Below are 14,829 nucleotides of genomic sequence, written 5' to 3'. Positions count from 1 at the left end.
GTCGCACCATTTCAGCACCAGCACGGCCAGCAGGTTCTCCCCCTCTTTCAGGAAGCCTGTCACATCGAATTCTGCCGTGGCGTGGGACACCTGGCTGTAGCCCACGTACTGCCCGTTCACCCACACATAGAAGCAGGAGTCCACGCCCTCGAAATTCAGGAAGGTCTTCGGCGCTGCCATGTCCTTGTGCCAGGTAAAATGATGGCGGTAGGTGCCGCAGGGATTCTCATGGGGCACATAAGGCGGATCTAAGGGGAAGGGATAGTTCACATTGGTATACTGATGCCTGTCGTATCCGTGCATCTGCCATACCGAGGGCACGGGGATGGTCTTCCAGTCCGGGTTCAGTCCGCAGTCCTCCCGGTAGAACTCCTCCTTCAAGTCGTAGACGCTGTCATAGTAACAGAAGTCCCACTCGCCGTTCAGCAGGGCAAAGCGCTCCGACTGCTCTCTGTGCTCCACCAGATCTTCATGCCGCCTGGCTGCAGGGACATAGTATGCCCTGTCAGGCATGGTGTTCTCATGAAGTACTCTCAGGTTCTCAAAATGTCTGGGTACAATCATACTCTCATACCTCACCTTTCTACCACATCATGGCATTCATCGTGAATCCAACAGAATCCTCTCATCCAAGAAAGGATTCTATTAAACTTATCTAATAGAATCCAAGAAAGGATTCTATTAAACTTATCTAATAGAATCCAAGAGAGGATTCTATTAGCTTATATTATAAACGATATGACCGGTATTAGGCAACAGATTTCATTTTTTTGTGGAAAAAATTGCAAAAATTATAAGGGGGAAAGAATTCCCCCTTATACTCCATTACACTTTGCATCCTGGCGACTATCCGTCCTTTCTTCCGGCTTTTATTGGCACAGAATCAGCAAATCCTGGTCCCCTCCGGCACGATGTCGTCCACAATCACCACCTGGCAGCCACAGGCGTTGTTCGTCCCGGCCAGCAGCATGCCCTCGCTCTTGACCCCAACGAACCGGGTGGGCTGGAGATTTGCCACCACGATGATCTTCTTGCCGATCAGCTGCTCCGGCTTGTAATACTGCTTGATGCTGGACACGATGACCCTCTCCTTCAGCCCGTCGAACAGGGTCAGCTTATAGCAGCTATGGGACTTCCTGATTTCGGCGCATTTCAGCACCTTGCAGACCCGCAGGTCGATCTTCCGGAATTCCTCGATGTCGATTTCCTCCCCTATGGGCGCCACTTCGTCAGGCTCGCCGTATTCCACTGCAGGCTCCTCTTCCACGGGCTCCTGCGCAGGAGCCGTCAGCGCCTTCTCCTCCTCTTCCGTCTTCGGTGTGGAGAAATCAAGCAGTGACAGGAACTTGTCCTTCTCGATGGCGTACAGGAACAGGTAGAGCCTGGGGCCCTTTTCCTTATTTAAAAGGAGCCTGTACACATTCTTGAAGAAGGTGCCCTGGAGGGCTTTCAGGTTCTCCGCCTCATAGCCGTAAATCCGCTTGGGAATCTCGTAGAGCTCCTTGTTCAGCTCATCCAGCGTATACTCGTTGCCGGACAGGTAGGCGTGGAGCATCTTCACCGCATCCCTCTCCTTCTCGTCCAGCCCATCGTACACAGGCCAGTTCCGCACAGGGCAGAGCCTGTTCACGTTCTCCGGGGAGCAGTTCTCCAGCCAAAACTTTGCCAGGCCAAGCCGCTCCTTGAAATCTTCATATTTATAAGGCGTGCCAATCTTCTTGAACACGGTCTCCAGCATCTCCACGTTGAAGTCCACGATGGAGCCCAGCTGCACCAGGTGGGACATGGGCACTGTCTTAATCTTCTCATCGAACATGAGACAGTTGTTCATGATATCACGTATATAATCATCCGCCGTACCGTCCAGGAAGCTATTGTACTGCTTGTCGAACTCGAAATACTGCCGCAGGATTCCGTCGTCAAAGCAGAAGTCAAAGGCCTTGTTGGGCTCCGCCTTGGCGTAGAGCCAGAGGATGACTTCCGGCTGGTAGATGTTCAGCAGCGTTTCCGGCGTCAGGTTCAGGCCTGTGGAGCCGGACATCTTTCCTGCCACCCCCTTGATGCCGATAAACTCATAGCCCTCGAACAGGGGCGCTTCGTAATCGAAAATCTTCCTAGAGATGACTTTGCTGGTGTCATAGCTGCCCCCGGGGCTGGCGTGATCCTTCCCGCCGGGTTCGAAGTCCACCTGCTCATATTTCCAGCGCATGGGCCAGTCTATCTTCCAGGCCAGCTTGCAGTTGAAGTCCTTCGTGAAGTCATGCTCCCCCTCATGGCCGCAGACGCAGACGTACTTCGCTTTGGTGCAGTCCTGGGAGAGTTCTGTAATCTTCGTGGTGTCCCTGCCGCACTCCGGGCAATAGATTGCCACAGGATAATAGGCCTCCCGCTCGCCCTCCCGGGCGTCCTGAGTCCGGAAGCTGTCCAGGATATCGAATATTTCTCCACGTTTTTTCAACGCTTCGATGACATAGTCCTTGTACTTGCCGCTCTTGTTCATCTGGGCCTGGTATCTGTAATCCATCTTGATGCCGAATCTTTTTATGGCAGCCTCAAATTCCTTTTCAAAATATTCCGCGTATGTCTTCTCCTCTGTGTCGAAAGGGTTGGGGACATCCGCGTAGGGCGCCCCGATATATTTCTCCATGTCGTTCCTGACTTTCGCCACGTTCACAGGTATCTTCCTGACTCTGTCATATTCATCCCAGGAGAAAAGCAGCTTCGCCTTTTTGCCTTTTCGCTCCAGGGCTTTCACCACGAATAGGCTGGTGGCAATGTCCCTGAAATTGCCTATATGGATAGAGCCGGAGGGGCTTATCCCGGCGGCGCATACGTATTCTTCCTTGTCTGGGTTCCTGCTGATGATTTTTTCCGCAATCTTATCTGACCAATGCATATCTTGTCCGCTCCTTTGCAATTATGGTGGTAATTATACAATATGGGCCGCGTAAAGTCAAACATTTCGCATCTTACACGGAACTCTTTCATGGAGAATCCATAGGACTCATAAAATCCCATAGGGATATCTGTACTGATATATGGGTGTAAGGTCTCTTTTCGCTACTATCAGAAATGTCAAATCGCACAAAGGACGGTCTATCTTATTCCATTCCAAACATAGCGTAAAATCGTAAAAATGTGCATTTGAATCATGCATCCATTTGGGACATGGCTGCTCCAGGGCAAGGAACATCTGCTTTCCCCCCGCCTTTCCTTTCGCTGTGGCAAACAAAAGGAAATCCCCGGAAATTTCGGGAGTTTGAATCCATCCCTCTAAATGCAGGTACACCGGATTCGACCTCATTGCGTAAAACATCACCCGCGCAGATATTTCCCTGGCGTCCTCAGCTTTAAAAGAAGCAAAGACCACATCCGGCATCAGAAAAGCCTCTGCTCTTCGCCTATACAGACGCGTCAGCCTGTTTTTGAAGAAGCCGCAGCTGTCCTCCGTATTTGCAATACAGGCGTTCTCCCCTGCTGTACCAGGGATGCACAGACCGGATGGATGGAACCGAAGAAACAGAAATTCCTTGTCCATGCAAAGCCGCATTTCTTCCAGCCTCTTCGCAATGGATTCCCGATTCTGCGCCGTATCTTCCGCTGCGGCGTCTGTCTCTTCCGCCCAGGCGTCTGCCTCTTTTCTATGGGAAAACAGTTCTTCCTTTGAATGAATGTCCAGCGTAATGGGAAGATGCAGTTCTGCCAATTCCCGGGACACATGCCCACATTCTGTCTCATCCATGAACTGTCCCCTATTCCAATCCGCGTTATTCGCTGTGTCACTGATATAAGGTGTGCGAAAATCATGTCTCGCCGCTTTGAGCTTTTCGCCGCAGAATTTTCCAATCGCGGAAAGTTCATCCCTGTTTTCTTTCAATACCATTGTGATGCAGTACAGTTTTGCCCAGTGCGTTCCTAAGCGGCGTTCCGCATTTACCTTTGCAATTTTTTCAAGATTATGATAAAAGCTTTCGAACTGGACGGATGAGCAGATTTCGCGGTATCTCTCAGGCTTAAGCGTCTCTACCGACAGATTCACATGACGGATATTTGCCGAAAAAATGGTGCGGATTTCCTCTTCTGTCATGGCTCTGCAGAAATTGGAAGTGAAAAAGACATTCTTTCTGCCGGATTTCGGCAGCAATTTTAAAAATTTCAGAAAATTCGGGGCTATGGACGGCTCATAAAGGCATGAAAAAAGGATTCCTGCCCCCCAAGCTTTTCAGAGGTCTGATCAAAGGAAAAAGGCTCAGTATCTTCCGGTATACTTCCTCTGACATATAACATGCTTTCTGTTCAAAGTCGTTAAAGCAGAACCTGCAGCGCAAGTTGCATGTATTATTGATATCGAAAGTCATGGCATCATAAAACGGCTCCTCATAGCGGGGCTTCTGCATCCATTTTCCATCCCTTTTTACGATACGAAAAGACGTATAATATTTTACATATGTCAGAATCTTTTTTAAGCTTCCTTTATAGTTTGCCATGGACCATAGGATTATCTTCTTCAATGGCTGACCTCCTGTTTTTATTATCTAAGTTCCATTATACATTTCTTACCCGATAATGTAATTATGCTGCATAACGCTGAATACTGCCTAATGCAATCATGCAATCGAACCAGTCAGCGTTGCAGTCTGTTTTGAATCAAATGTAGTCATGTCTCCATGATAATATGGCCTGATGAAAATGTCAAACAATCGCATCCAAAAAAAGTAAAATAAATTGTTTTCATTTTAATTAGATATATATATAATTAATTATTGACATATCTATATCATTAATATATAATCAAATAAAAATATTAAATTAGAAAGGGGTAAAACTATGGAAAGCGAAAAAATCCAGACATTCATTAACTACCTTGACCAGCGAACCTCCTCCGTACAGGAAGATACTCTCCGCCTGATAGCGGACAATCGTAGAGACGAGGCCAACTTTGAGAAAATCCGGACGAATATCTTCCAAATCGTCAAAACAATCTTCCAGGCCTCCGTCCGGGTATCACAGGAGGAAAGCGAACGCGTCAGATTCTTAGACACAAAACTCACCTTATTTCAAGAGACCTGGGAAAGCTATCTCACGGAAGCAAAGGAACACGGCGACGACCTGAAGATAGTGCAGGAGCAGACCAGACTGGAAGCCCTGGCCGAGATTCGGGATACTTTTCAAAAGATATGGGGGGAATCATTATGACAGAAGAAAACGCAATCAGAATGTTCAAATGCCTGGCAGACAAGTCCAGGCTGCAGATATTGAAGTCCCTGGCCGTGGAAGATATGTATGTGGAACTGCTGGCGGAGCGGCTGAACCTGACTCCGGCCACGATTTCCTTCCATCTGCGCAAGCTGTCGGAGATTGATGCCGTCAAGTCCTATAAGACCCAGTATTATACCATGTATTCCCTGTGCCAGGACACCTTTGCCGTGAAGATTCTGGACATCCTGAAGGAGCAGTCGGACGAAGCGGATCTCCAGGAGAAGCGGGAGCAGGCCTACCGGAAGAAGGTGATAGACGCCTTCTTCGAGTACGGAAAGCTGAAATCCATTCCAGCCCAGCGCAAAAAGGAGCGAATCGTGCTGGAGGAGATTGCAAAGGCCTTCCAGCCTGGCAGGATCTATTCCGAGCGGGAGGTCAACATCCTCATCGCGGATTTCCATGACGATTTCTGCACCATCAGGCGGGATATGATTTCCGAGCGGCTCATGGACAGGGATGAGCGGGGGTATTGGCTGATTCCACAATAAAATACCCCGCTGCAAGCACGGCCGCTTGCCCATTGCTCGCGGGAATAAATCGGAATCCCCATCAGGCGTTATAGCTCTAAACGGCAGCTCGATCACGGGAATTTCAGATTCCGACTGAAATCGACCGGACAGCGCTGTTGACAGGAGGCAGGAAGAGATGTAACATAGAGATGCAGTCATCAAAATCCATGACAGGAACGAAGGAGAAAAGGTATGCAAAATATATTACAAATAATCTGGACGATCTTCATTGCGATCATGGGCATCATCATGGCGGTATCTCCCAAATACGTGACAAAGGAGTCCCTGCAAACCAGGGGAAAGCTTCTGTTGATAAGAATTTTGGGAATTTTCGTAACAGTCTGCGCCGTTTTTGCGCTTATCCTGTTATTTTCCGTGTGACAGGAATGAACCACAGCGTTCCCTCCGGGACCGGCGGGGATACCAGGAATCTGTATCTATAGAGCAGGGCCGATTCATTTCATCCAAAACGAAATGAATCGGCCCTTCTTGTATCATTCCTCATCCTACGGCGCTCATAAGCCCCGTATTAAAGCTTGATCCCCTTCAACAGATCCCCCAGAGATGTGCCGATGGACTCCCTGGAGCTGTACTTGGCGGCTGTCTTCTCGTCCACCACATCCTCCGTCTCCGCGGATTCCGCCACGGCCTTCATGCTCAGGCTGATCTTGTTATTGTTGGTGTTCAGCACCTTCACCTTCACGGTATCGCCTACGCTCAGCACCTCGGATGGAGTCTTGATCCTCTTCTGGCTAATCTGGGACACATGCACCAGGCCGCTCAGGCCCTCTCCCAGATCCACGAAGGCGCCATAGGGCATGACGCTCTCCACCTTTCCTTCCAGGACGCTGCCCGGCGCTACCATGGCGATCCTGTGGTTCAGGTTCTCCTTTTCCTTCTCCCTCAATACCTCCTTGGCGGAGAGCACAAGCTTCTTCTTGCCCTTCTCCACGGTGATGACATGGACTTCCAGCTCCCTGCCCACGAAAGTGCTCAGATCCTCCACATAGCTCAGGGACAGATGGGAGGCGGGAATGAAGCCCCGGATGCCCTCCAGGAAAGCCACCACGCCTTTGTTCACGGTCTCGCTGACCTTGACAGTGACGACAGTCTTGTCATCCATATATTTCTGCACCTTGTCCCAGCCAATCACATCCGCCGCTTCCACCTTGGACAGCTGGATATTGCCCGCGCCGTCGTCCTTCTTCACCACCACGGCTTCTATCACGTCGCCCACATGCACATCCTGCAGGATGGAGAAGGAGGGATCCCTGCTCATATCCTCAACCTTGATGACGCCGGATGCATAATAGTTCAGATCCAGAGTCACACCCTGCTCATTCACATCGATGACGGAACCGGAGAGCACATCCCCCTCCTTGATGACCCGAAAGGATGCCTCCAGCTCCTTGCTGTAGTCCTCCATGGTCTCCGTGGTGCCGATTTCCTCTGTCTTCGCTGGTTCTTTCGGGGCAGCTTTTTCCTCTGCCTTTACAGCCTCCTTGTTCTCCTCCGCGGGCTGTGCGGCCTCCTCCTTTACAGCCTCTTCCTTTGCCTCTCCGGCCGCCGCGGTCTCCTGTTTGATTTCTTCCGCAGCTTCCTTCATGATTTCTTCCATTTTGAAATGTCCTCCTTTTTATCCACAGACTGCCGGGCCGTTTCCCACCCCGGCAGCTTTTACTCCTTGATTAGATTCTACCACGTATTTCCGGTAAATTCCACTGTTTACAGCACTTTTTCAACTGATATTTCACGATTGTCCTGAAATTTCTTCCTCACCGCTTCCCGATTCCAGGATTTCTTCCGATTGATTGGCCTCTTCCCCGGACATCTCTTCCTCCGGCCTCTCTTCCATGTCCTCCATGGCGTCCTCCGGATTATCGAACTCCTGCTCCCCGTCGGAAATCCTCTCCCTGACCTTGGCAATCTTCGCTATCCTGACGCCCTCCTCCATATCCATCAGCTTCACACCGGAGGTGATCCTGCTCAAAGTGGAGATGTCCTGCATCCTTATCTGGATGATGATGCCCTCGGTGGTGATCATCATGATCTCATTCTCGTCATTGACGGCCTTGATGCCCACTACGTTTCCGGTCTTCTCGGTGATCTTGTAGCACTTCACGCCCTTGCCGCCTCTGTTCTGTACCGTAAATTCGGTAAGATAAGTACGTTTTCCCATACCATTCTCCGAGGCGATCAGCAGGGAATCCCCCTGGCTCTGGAGCTGCATGCCGATGATCTCGTCCCCGTCTGACAGGTTCATGCCGATGACGCCCATGGAACTCCTGCCCGTGGCCCGCAGATCCGTCTCCCGGAAGCGGATGCACATGCCAAGCTTTGTCACCAGGAATATCTCACTGTCCTTATCGGTGATCTTCACCTCTATCAGCTCGTCGTCATCCTTCAGGATGATGGCTGTGAGGCCCTTCTTGCGGATGTTGTTGAATTCCATCATGGAGGTCTTCTTCACGATGCCCTTCTTCGTCACCATGAAGAGGTTCTTCTCATTGTCGTACTCCTGGATGGGAATCATGGCCGTAATCTTCTCCTCGGGGGCCAACTGCAGTAGGTTCACGATGGCAGTGCCCCTGGCCGTCCTGCCTGCCTCCGGGATTTCGTATGCTTTCAGACGGTACACCCTTCCCAGGCTGGTGAAGAAATACAGATAATGGTGGGTGGTGGTCATCAGCAGATCCTCGATGTAATCGTCCTCGATGGTCTGCATGCCCTTGATGCCCTTGCCGCCCCGGTTCTGGGCCTTGAAGTTGTCCACGGTCATGCGCTTGATATAGCCCAGATCCGTCAGGGCGATCACCGTGTTCTCCCTGGGCACCAGATCCTCCATGGAGAAGTCCGTCTCGTCATAGCCGATCTTGCTGCGCCTGTCGTCCCCGTATTTGTCGGAAATCTCGATGATCTCCCTGCGGATGACCCCCAGCAGCAATTTCTCGTCCGCCAGGATCATCTTCAGCTCCCGGATGCGGATCTGCAGCTCCTTATGTTCATTCTCAAGCTTCTCACGCTCCAATCCTGTCAGAGCCCGCAGGCGCATGTCCACGATGGCCTGGGCCTGTACGTCAGAGAGCTCGAAGCGCTCCATGAGCCTCTCCTTGGCCATCTGGGTGTTCTGGCTGCTGCGGATGATGGATATGACCTCATCTATGAAATCAAGGGCCTTTAAGAGTCCCTGTAAGATATGGTCCCTCTCCTCGGCCTTGTTCAGGTCGTATTTCGTCCTTCTGGTGACCACCTCTTCCTGATGCCGCAGATAGTATCCCAGCATATCCAGAAGGTTCATGACCTTCGGCTGCTGATCCACCAAAGCCAGCATGATGACGCCGAAGGAGTCCTGGAGCTGGGTGTGCTTGTACAATTGGTTCAGGATCACATTGGCATTGGCGTCCTTGCGCAGCTCGATGACCACCCTGACGCCCTCTCTGTTGGACTCGTCCCGGATGTCCGTGATGCCGTCTATCTTTTTCAGCTTCACCAGCTCAGCTATCTTGATGATCAGATTGGCCTTGTTCACCATGTAGGGAAGCTCCGTGGCGATGATCTGGGTCTTGCCGTTCGCCAGGGTCTCGATATTGGTCACGGCCCGCACCACCACCTTGCCACGGCCTGTCCGGTAGGCCTCATTGCAGCCCCTGGTGCCCAGTATCAGCCCCCCTGTTGGGAAGTCCGGGGCCTTCACGATGGGCAGTATCTCTTCGATGGAGGTTTCCCTGTTCTCCTCCACCTTGTTGTCGATGATCTTCACGATCGCGCTGACGATTTCCCGCAGATTATGAGGCGGTATATTGGTCGCCATGCCCACTGCGATGCCTATGGTCCCGTTCACCAGCAGGTTGGGATAGCGGCTGGGCAGCACCACAGGCTCCTTCTCCGTATCGTCGAAGTTGGGGTCGAAGTCCACTGTGTCCTTGTTGATGTCCGCCAGAAGCTCCATGGAGATCTTGGACAGCCTGGCCTCGGTGTAACGCATGGCGGCGGCGCCGTCCCCGTCCATGGAGCCGAAGTTCCCGTGGCCGTCCACCAGAGGATACCTGGTAGACCAATCCTGGGCCATGTTCACCAGCGCGCCGTAGATGGAGCTGTCCCCGTGGGGATGGTATTTACCCATGGTATCACCGACGATACGGGCGCTTTTCCTGTGGGGCTTGTCAGGTCCGTTGTTGAGCTCGATCATGGAATAGAGCACCCTCCGCTGGACGGGCTTTAAGCCGTCCCTTACATCCGGAAGGGCACGGGATGCAATGACGCTCATGGCGTAGTCAATAAAGAATGACTCCATCCTCTCTTTCAGGTCTACTTCCTGAACCTTGTCATGTTCCGGAGCCTTGTCAAAAATGTCGTCGTTCATCTTTTCCCTCTCTTACTTTGTGCGTTATGTCAGCGATATCAGCCGATGGTGTCGAGATTCTTCACATATTTGGCGTTCTCCTCGATGAATTCCCGCCTGGGCTCCACCTTGTCCCCCATGAGGGTGGTAAAGGTCAGGTCAAGCTCGGACTGCATCTCCTCGTCATAATTCACCCGCAGGAGGATCCTCCTGGCGGGATCCATGGTGGTCTCCCAGAGCTGCTCCGCGTCCATCTCCCCCAGTCCCTTGTAGCGCTGTATCTTGTTGTTCTGATCCCTGCCCACCTCCAGGAGGATGCCGTCCAGCTCCTCGTCGCTGTAGGCGTACCAGATCTTCTTGTTCTTCTCAAGCTTGTACAGAGGGGGCTTTGCCAGGTACACATGCCCCTCCCTGATCAAATCCGGCATGAAGCGGTAGATGAAGGTCAGCAGCAAGGTGCTGATATGGGCCCCGTCCACGTCCGCGTCCGTCATCAGGATAATCTTATCGTATCTGAGTTTGGAAATGTCGAAATCATCGTGTATCCCTGTGCCGAAGGCCGTGATCATGGCTCTGATCTCCGCGTTGGCGTATATCTTGTCCAGCCTGGCCTTCTCCACGTTGAGGATCTTGCCGCGCAGTGGAAGGATGGCCTGGGTGGCTCTGGCTCTGGCGGTCTTTGCGCTGCCTCCGGCGGAATCCCCCTCCACGATGTAGATCTCGCAGTTCTTGGGATCCTTGTCGGAACAGTCCGCCAGCTTTCCGGGAAGGGCCATGCCGTCCAGGGCAGTCTTCCTCCTGGTGAGATCCCTGGCCTTCCTGGCGGCCTCCCTGGCTCTCTGTGCCAGGATGGACTTCTCGCAGATGGTCTTCGCAACCGAGGGGTTCAGCTCCAGGAAATAGGTGAGCTGCTCGCTGACGATGCTGTCCACCGCCCCTCTGGCCTCGCTGTTGCCCAGCTTCTGCTTGGTCTGTCCCTCGAACTGGGGATCCTCTATCTTCACGCTGATGATGGCCGTGAGCCCCTCCCTGATGTCCTCGCCGGAGAGGTTGGGCTCGCTGTCCTTCAAAAGCTTGGCATTCCTGGCGTAATCGTTGAAGGTCTTCGTGAGGGAGTTGCGGAATCCCTGCAGATGGGTGCCGCCCTCCGGGGTGTTGATATTGTTCACGAAGCTGAACACGCTCTCGTTGAAGGAATCATTGTGCTGGAAGGACACCTCCACGTACACCTGGTTCTTCTGTCCCTCGAAGTACATGATATTTTCATACAAAGGCGTCTTGTTCTTGTTCAGATAGGAGACGAACTCCTTGATGCCGCCCTCATAGCAGAATTCGGCGTATTTCTTTTTCTTCTTTTTCTCTGCCTTCTCCTCCGCCTGGGGTATCTGGGCGCCTTCCTCCCCGCCGGACTGCTCCTCTCTGTCGGCCTGAGCCCGCTGGAGCAGTTCGTTAATCTGGGCGTTCTCGTGGCTGCCGATCTCCTCCCTGTCCTCCCGCTCGTCCCGCAGGATAATCCGCAGACCCTTGGTCAGGAAGGCCATCTCCCGGAGCCTTATCTTCAAAGTGTCGTAATCGAATTCCGTGGTCTCCGTGAAAATGGTATCGTCCGGCCGGAAGGTGATCTTAGATCCTGTCTTCTCCTTCTCACAGGTGCCGATTTCCTTCAGGGGATAGCATACCTTCCCCCGCTCATAGCGCTGCTTGTAGATCTTGCCGTCCTGGCAGATCTCCACCTCCAGCCACTGGGACAGGGCGTTCACCACGGAAGCGCCCACGCCGTGGAGGCCTCCTGAGACCTTGTATCCCCCGCCGCCGAACTTTCCCCCCGCATGGAGGATCGTGAACACCACCTCCACGGCAGGAATCCCCGCCTTATGGTTGATCCCCACGGGAATGCCCCGGCCATTGTCGATGACAGTGACGGAATTTCCCTCGTGGATGGTCACATCTATAGTATCGCACACGCCGGCCAGAGCCTCGTCCACCGCATTGTCCACGATTTCATACACCAGGTGGTGCAGACCTCTGCTGGAAGTGCTGCCGATGTACATGCCGGGACGCTTCCTGACTGCCTCCAGCCCCTCCAGGATCTGGATCTGATCCGCCCCGTACTCACTCTCTACCGCCGTGTTGTTCCTGATTTCTTCACTCATGAATTGTCCGTCCCTCTTTCCATATTCGCTGTCGCGGAGGAAGCATCCCCGGCACCGGCTTCCCTTACACGCCGTTCATGCAGGCGACTGTCCCCTCCGACACCTGATAGACCTTATTTATCTCAAACCTGTGCTTCACGAACTCGTCCAGACCGGTACAGGTGATGATGGTCTGGATGTCTCCGATGCTGCCCAGCAGATAGTTCTGCCTGTTGGAATCCAGCTCCGAGAGCACGTCGTCCAGCAGAAGTATGGGCGCATCTTTTGCAATCTTCTTCACAAGCTCTATCTCCGAAAGCTTCAGGGACAATGCAGCGGTCCTCTGCTGCCCCTGGGAGCCGAACCTCCTGATATCGATATCTCCTATGATAAACGAAAAATCGTCTCTATGCGGCCCAACGGACGTCATCTTCGCCCGGATGTCCCTGTCCTGATTGGCTCTCAGCTTCTCCTCAAAGTCCTCCGCCTCCACGTCAGGCTCATAGTGGACGGCGAGCTCCTCCCTGTCCCCGGAGAGCTTCCTGTGGATGCCGTATATGATTTCGTTGAGCTGCTCCCCGAACAGCTTCCTGCGCTGGATGATTTTGCTGCCGAAGGATGCCAGCTGCATGTCCCAGACGCCAAGGGTCTCCTTTAAGTCCGGGTTCATGTACATGTCCTTCAAGAGCTTGTTGCGCTGGTTGACTATCCTGTTGTAGTGGTTCAGGTTGTAGAGATAGAGGCTGTCAAGCTGGCAGAGCTCCATGTCCACGAACCGTCTGCGCTCCGCAGGGCCGTTCTTGATGATCCCCAGATCCTCCGGGGAGAAGAAGACCACATTGCACAGACCCATCAGGTCTGCCGCTTTCTTGATTTTCTGCCCGTCTATGGCAATGCCCTTGGATTTGGACTTGCGAAGGTGCATGTCCACCCTGGTCTCCACAGCCTCTTTCTCAAGATAGGTCCGTATATGGGCCTCCTCTTTGCCGAATGCCACGATTTCCCTGTCCTTTGCCCCTCTGTGGGACTTGGTGGTGGCCGCCACGAAGATGGCCTCCAGGATATTGGTCTTGCCCTGGGCATTGTCCCCGTACAGGATATTGGTGCCGCGGTCGAACTCCAGGGAAAGGCAGCCGTAATTCCTGTAATCCGCCAGCTCTATCGATTTTATGATCATCTCTGTGCCCGTCTCTACGCTTCTATTTTGACCGTTTCGCCGTTATATTCCACCATATCGCCTTCCACCAGCTTCTTCCCGCGCCTGGTATCCACCTCGCCGTTTACCATGACCAGTCCCTCCTGAATCACAGCCTTGGCATCCGCCCCTGATTCCACCAGGTTCGCCGCCTTCAAGGCCTGCCCCAGCTTAATGTATCCATCCTTCAGATGTACGACTTCCACGTTGCACCCTCCCTGCGCTTATCGCGCCTTTCCTTCAGCTTTCCCCCATCCTCAGCGCCCGTAGTTCGCCACCAGGCTCACGGGAAGTATCAGGTAGATATAGCTCTCCTCCTCGTTCTTGATGAAGCAGGGGGCCTTTGGATTCACCATATAGAGGTCCACCTCCTCGTCGTCGATCACCCGGAGCGCGTCTATCAGGAACTTGGGGTTGAATCCGATCATCAGATCCCTGCCCTGCTTCTCGATGTCGATCTCCTCCTTCATGCTGCCCAAGGCGGAATCGATCTTCAGCTCCATGCCCTCATCCGAGATATTGATGACGATGGGCTTGCGGTCTCCCTCCCTGGTGAGCAGGGTGGCCCTGTCGATACAATTCAGGAGCTCCTTCTTGTTCACCCTCACCTTCGTCTCATAGTCCCCGGAGAGCATCCTGTCGATGCTGAAATACTCCCCTTCGATCAGCCTGGATACGACTACAGTATTGTCGAATTCGAACACGATATGCTTGTCCGTAAAGTATACCGTCAAATCGCTGTCCGCGCCCCCGGGCAGGATCTTGCTCACCTCGTTCAGGGTCTTCCCGGGCACGATGACCTTTCTGTGCTCATAAATCTCCCGGAGCGCAATTTTCCGGATAGAGATGCGGTGTCCGTCCGAGGACACGATCTTCAGCTCGTCGCCGTTTATCTCGAAAAGCTCACCGGTCATCAGCTTGTTGTTGTCATTGTCGGAGATGGAGAATATGGTCTGGCGCACCATTTCCTTTAAGGAGAACTGGCTGATGACGATGCTCTCCTCCTTCTCCACCATGGGCAGATAGGAGAAATCCTCCCCTGACTTCCCCACGATGGTGAACTTCGCCTTCTCACAGGTGATCAAGGTCTTGTAGGAGGCGTCTGTGTCTATGGTGATGAAGCTGTCCGGAAGCTTCCTGACGATTTCCAGGAAAATCTTCGCGTCCAGGGCGATGACGCCGCTCTCCACGATGTCCCCTTCTATAACTGTCTCGATTCCCATATCCATATCGTTGGCCGTCAGGGTGATGATGCCGTTGCTGGCGTCTATCAGGATGCATTCTAGGATGGACATGGTAGTCTTATTTGGAACAGCCCTGGACACGATCTGTACACCGTTCAACAGGTTCGATTTAGAACAGACTAATTTCATATGGATAACTCCTTTCCCG

The 14,829-nt window shown here is 52.7% G+C and carries 13 protein-coding genes; 3 read left to right on the top strand and 10 right to left on the bottom strand.

Annotated elements, in window-relative coordinates:
• The 4 genes from Q2B33_RS18970 to Q2B33_RS18955 all read right to left on the bottom strand — a co-directional run.
• A partial coding sequence (locus tag Q2B33_RS18970) for a sugar-binding domain-containing protein (protein ID WP_330691399.1) occupies positions 1-564 on the bottom strand: 564 nt, incomplete at its 3' end.
• Positions 565-883: 319 nt separating this feature from the next.
• Positions 884-2,896 carry a lysine--tRNA ligase gene (gene lysS, locus Q2B33_RS18965; RefSeq protein ID WP_300783179.1) on the bottom strand — a complete coding sequence of 671 codons (2,013 nt, stop codon included), beginning with the start codon at positions 2,894-2,896 and terminating at the stop codon, positions 884-886.
• A gap of 108 nt (positions 2,897-3,004) precedes the next feature.
• Positions 3,005-4,144 carry a hypothetical protein gene (locus Q2B33_RS18960; RefSeq protein ID WP_330684578.1) on the bottom strand — a complete coding sequence of 380 codons (1,140 nt, stop codon included), beginning with the start codon at positions 4,142-4,144 and terminating at the stop codon, positions 3,005-3,007.
• A gap of 37 nt (positions 4,145-4,181) precedes the next feature.
• Positions 4,182-4,511: a hypothetical protein gene (locus tag Q2B33_RS18955; protein WP_300570946.1), complete on the bottom strand. Its 330-nt coding sequence runs from the start codon at positions 4,509-4,511 to the stop codon at positions 4,182-4,184.
• A gap of 316 nt (positions 4,512-4,827) precedes the next feature.
• Between Q2B33_RS18955 and Q2B33_RS18950 the strand changes: the two genes are divergently transcribed.
• The 3 genes from Q2B33_RS18950 to Q2B33_RS18940 all read left to right on the top strand — a co-directional run bounded on the left by Q2B33_RS18950 (position 4,828) and on the right by Q2B33_RS18940 (position 6,211).
• Entirely contained in the window at positions 4,828-5,196 is a 369-nt protein-coding gene (locus Q2B33_RS18950) for a hypothetical protein (RefSeq protein WP_251207664.1), read from the top strand.
• On the top strand, positions 5,193-5,747 hold the full coding sequence (locus Q2B33_RS18945) for a DUF2087 domain-containing protein (protein WP_300570954.1): 555 nt from the start codon (positions 5,193-5,195) through the stop codon (positions 5,745-5,747). The genes Q2B33_RS18950 and Q2B33_RS18945 overlap by 4 nt, the downstream gene beginning before the upstream one ends.
• A gap of 188 nt (positions 5,748-5,935) precedes the next feature.
• Positions 5,936-6,211 carry a hypothetical protein gene (locus Q2B33_RS18940; RefSeq protein WP_300898319.1) on the top strand — a complete coding sequence of 92 codons (276 nt, stop codon included), beginning with the start codon at positions 5,936-5,938 and terminating at the stop codon, positions 6,209-6,211.
• A gap of 86 nt (positions 6,212-6,297) precedes the next feature.
• Here Q2B33_RS18940 and Q2B33_RS18935 read toward each other — a convergent pair whose 3' ends face one another.
• From Q2B33_RS18935 to dnaN, 6 genes are all read right to left on the bottom strand, one after another.
• Positions 6,298-7,194, bottom strand: a complete 897-nt coding sequence (locus Q2B33_RS18935) for a S1 RNA-binding domain-containing protein (RefSeq protein ID WP_300571055.1) — start codon at positions 7,192-7,194, stop codon at positions 6,298-6,300.
• A 324-nt stretch (positions 7,195-7,518) separates the two neighbouring features.
• Positions 7,519-10,131 carry a DNA gyrase subunit A gene (gene gyrA / locus Q2B33_RS18930; protein ID WP_300570957.1) on the bottom strand — a complete coding sequence of 871 codons (2,613 nt, stop codon included), beginning with the start codon at positions 10,129-10,131 and terminating at the stop codon, positions 7,519-7,521.
• 38 nt (positions 10,132-10,169) lie between these two features.
• Complete coding sequence (gene gyrB, locus Q2B33_RS18925; protein WP_300570960.1) at positions 10,170-12,263, bottom strand: DNA topoisomerase (ATP-hydrolyzing) subunit B; 2,094 nt, start codon at positions 12,261-12,263, stop codon at positions 10,170-10,172.
• Positions 12,264-12,327: 64 nt separating this feature from the next.
• The gene (recF, locus tag Q2B33_RS18920) at positions 12,328-13,419 is read right to left on the bottom strand and encodes a DNA replication/repair protein RecF (RefSeq protein ID WP_300570963.1); all 1,092 of its coding nucleotides are present in this window, start codon (positions 13,417-13,419) and stop codon (positions 12,328-12,330) included.
• A gap of 14 nt (positions 13,420-13,433) precedes the next feature.
• Positions 13,434-13,643 (bottom strand): RNA-binding S4 domain-containing protein, encoded by a 210-nt coding sequence (locus tag Q2B33_RS18915; RefSeq protein ID WP_300570965.1) that lies wholly within the window; start codon positions 13,641-13,643, stop codon positions 13,434-13,436.
• A 51-nt stretch (positions 13,644-13,694) separates the two neighbouring features.
• Complete coding sequence (gene dnaN, locus Q2B33_RS18910; protein WP_300570968.1) at positions 13,695-14,810, bottom strand: DNA polymerase III subunit beta; 1,116 nt, start codon at positions 14,808-14,810, stop codon at positions 13,695-13,697.
• Between the last annotated feature and the right edge of the window lie 19 nt (positions 14,811-14,829).

Origin of the sequence: uncultured Acetatifactor sp., from assembly GCF_948601915.1 — a bacterium.
In the GTDB taxonomy this organism is placed as follows: domain Bacteria; phylum Bacillota; class Clostridia; order Lachnospirales; family Lachnospiraceae; genus Acetatifactor.
Note: the sequence above shows the minus strand (reverse complement) of the source record. Positions and strands in the feature narration are given on the sequence as shown.

Bases quoted from the DNA above. Each gene is read 5' to 3' on its own strand.
- lysS (WP_300783179.1), bottom strand. From the start codon at position 2,896: ATGCATTGGTCAGATAAGATTGCGGAAAAAATCATCAGCAGGAACCCA.
- Q2B33_RS18950 (WP_251207664.1), top strand. From the start codon at position 4,828: ATGGAAAGCGAAAAAATCCAGACATTCATTAACTACCTTGACCAGCGA.
- Q2B33_RS18945 (WP_300570954.1), top strand. From the start codon at position 5,193: ATGACAGAAGAAAACGCAATCAGAATGTTCAAATGCCTGGCAGACAAG.
- Q2B33_RS18940 (WP_300898319.1), top strand. From the start codon at position 5,936: ATGACAGGAACGAAGGAGAAAAGGTATGCAAAATATATTACAAATAAT.
- Q2B33_RS18935 (WP_300571055.1), bottom strand. From the start codon at position 7,194: ATGGAGGACTACAGCAAGGAGCTGGAGGCATCCTTTCGGGTCATCAAG.
- gyrA (WP_300570957.1), bottom strand. From the start codon at position 10,131: ATGAACGACGACATTTTTGACAAGGCTCCGGAACATGACAAGGTTCAG.
- gyrB (WP_300570960.1), bottom strand. From the start codon at position 12,263: ATGAGTGAAGAAATCAGGAACAACACGGCGGTAGAGAGTGAGTACGGG.
- recF (WP_300570963.1), bottom strand. From the start codon at position 13,419: ATGATCATAAAATCGATAGAGCTGGCGGATTACAGGAATTACGGCTGC.
- dnaN (WP_300570968.1), bottom strand. From the start codon at position 14,810: ATGAAATTAGTCTGTTCTAAATCGAACCTGTTGAACGGTGTACAGATC.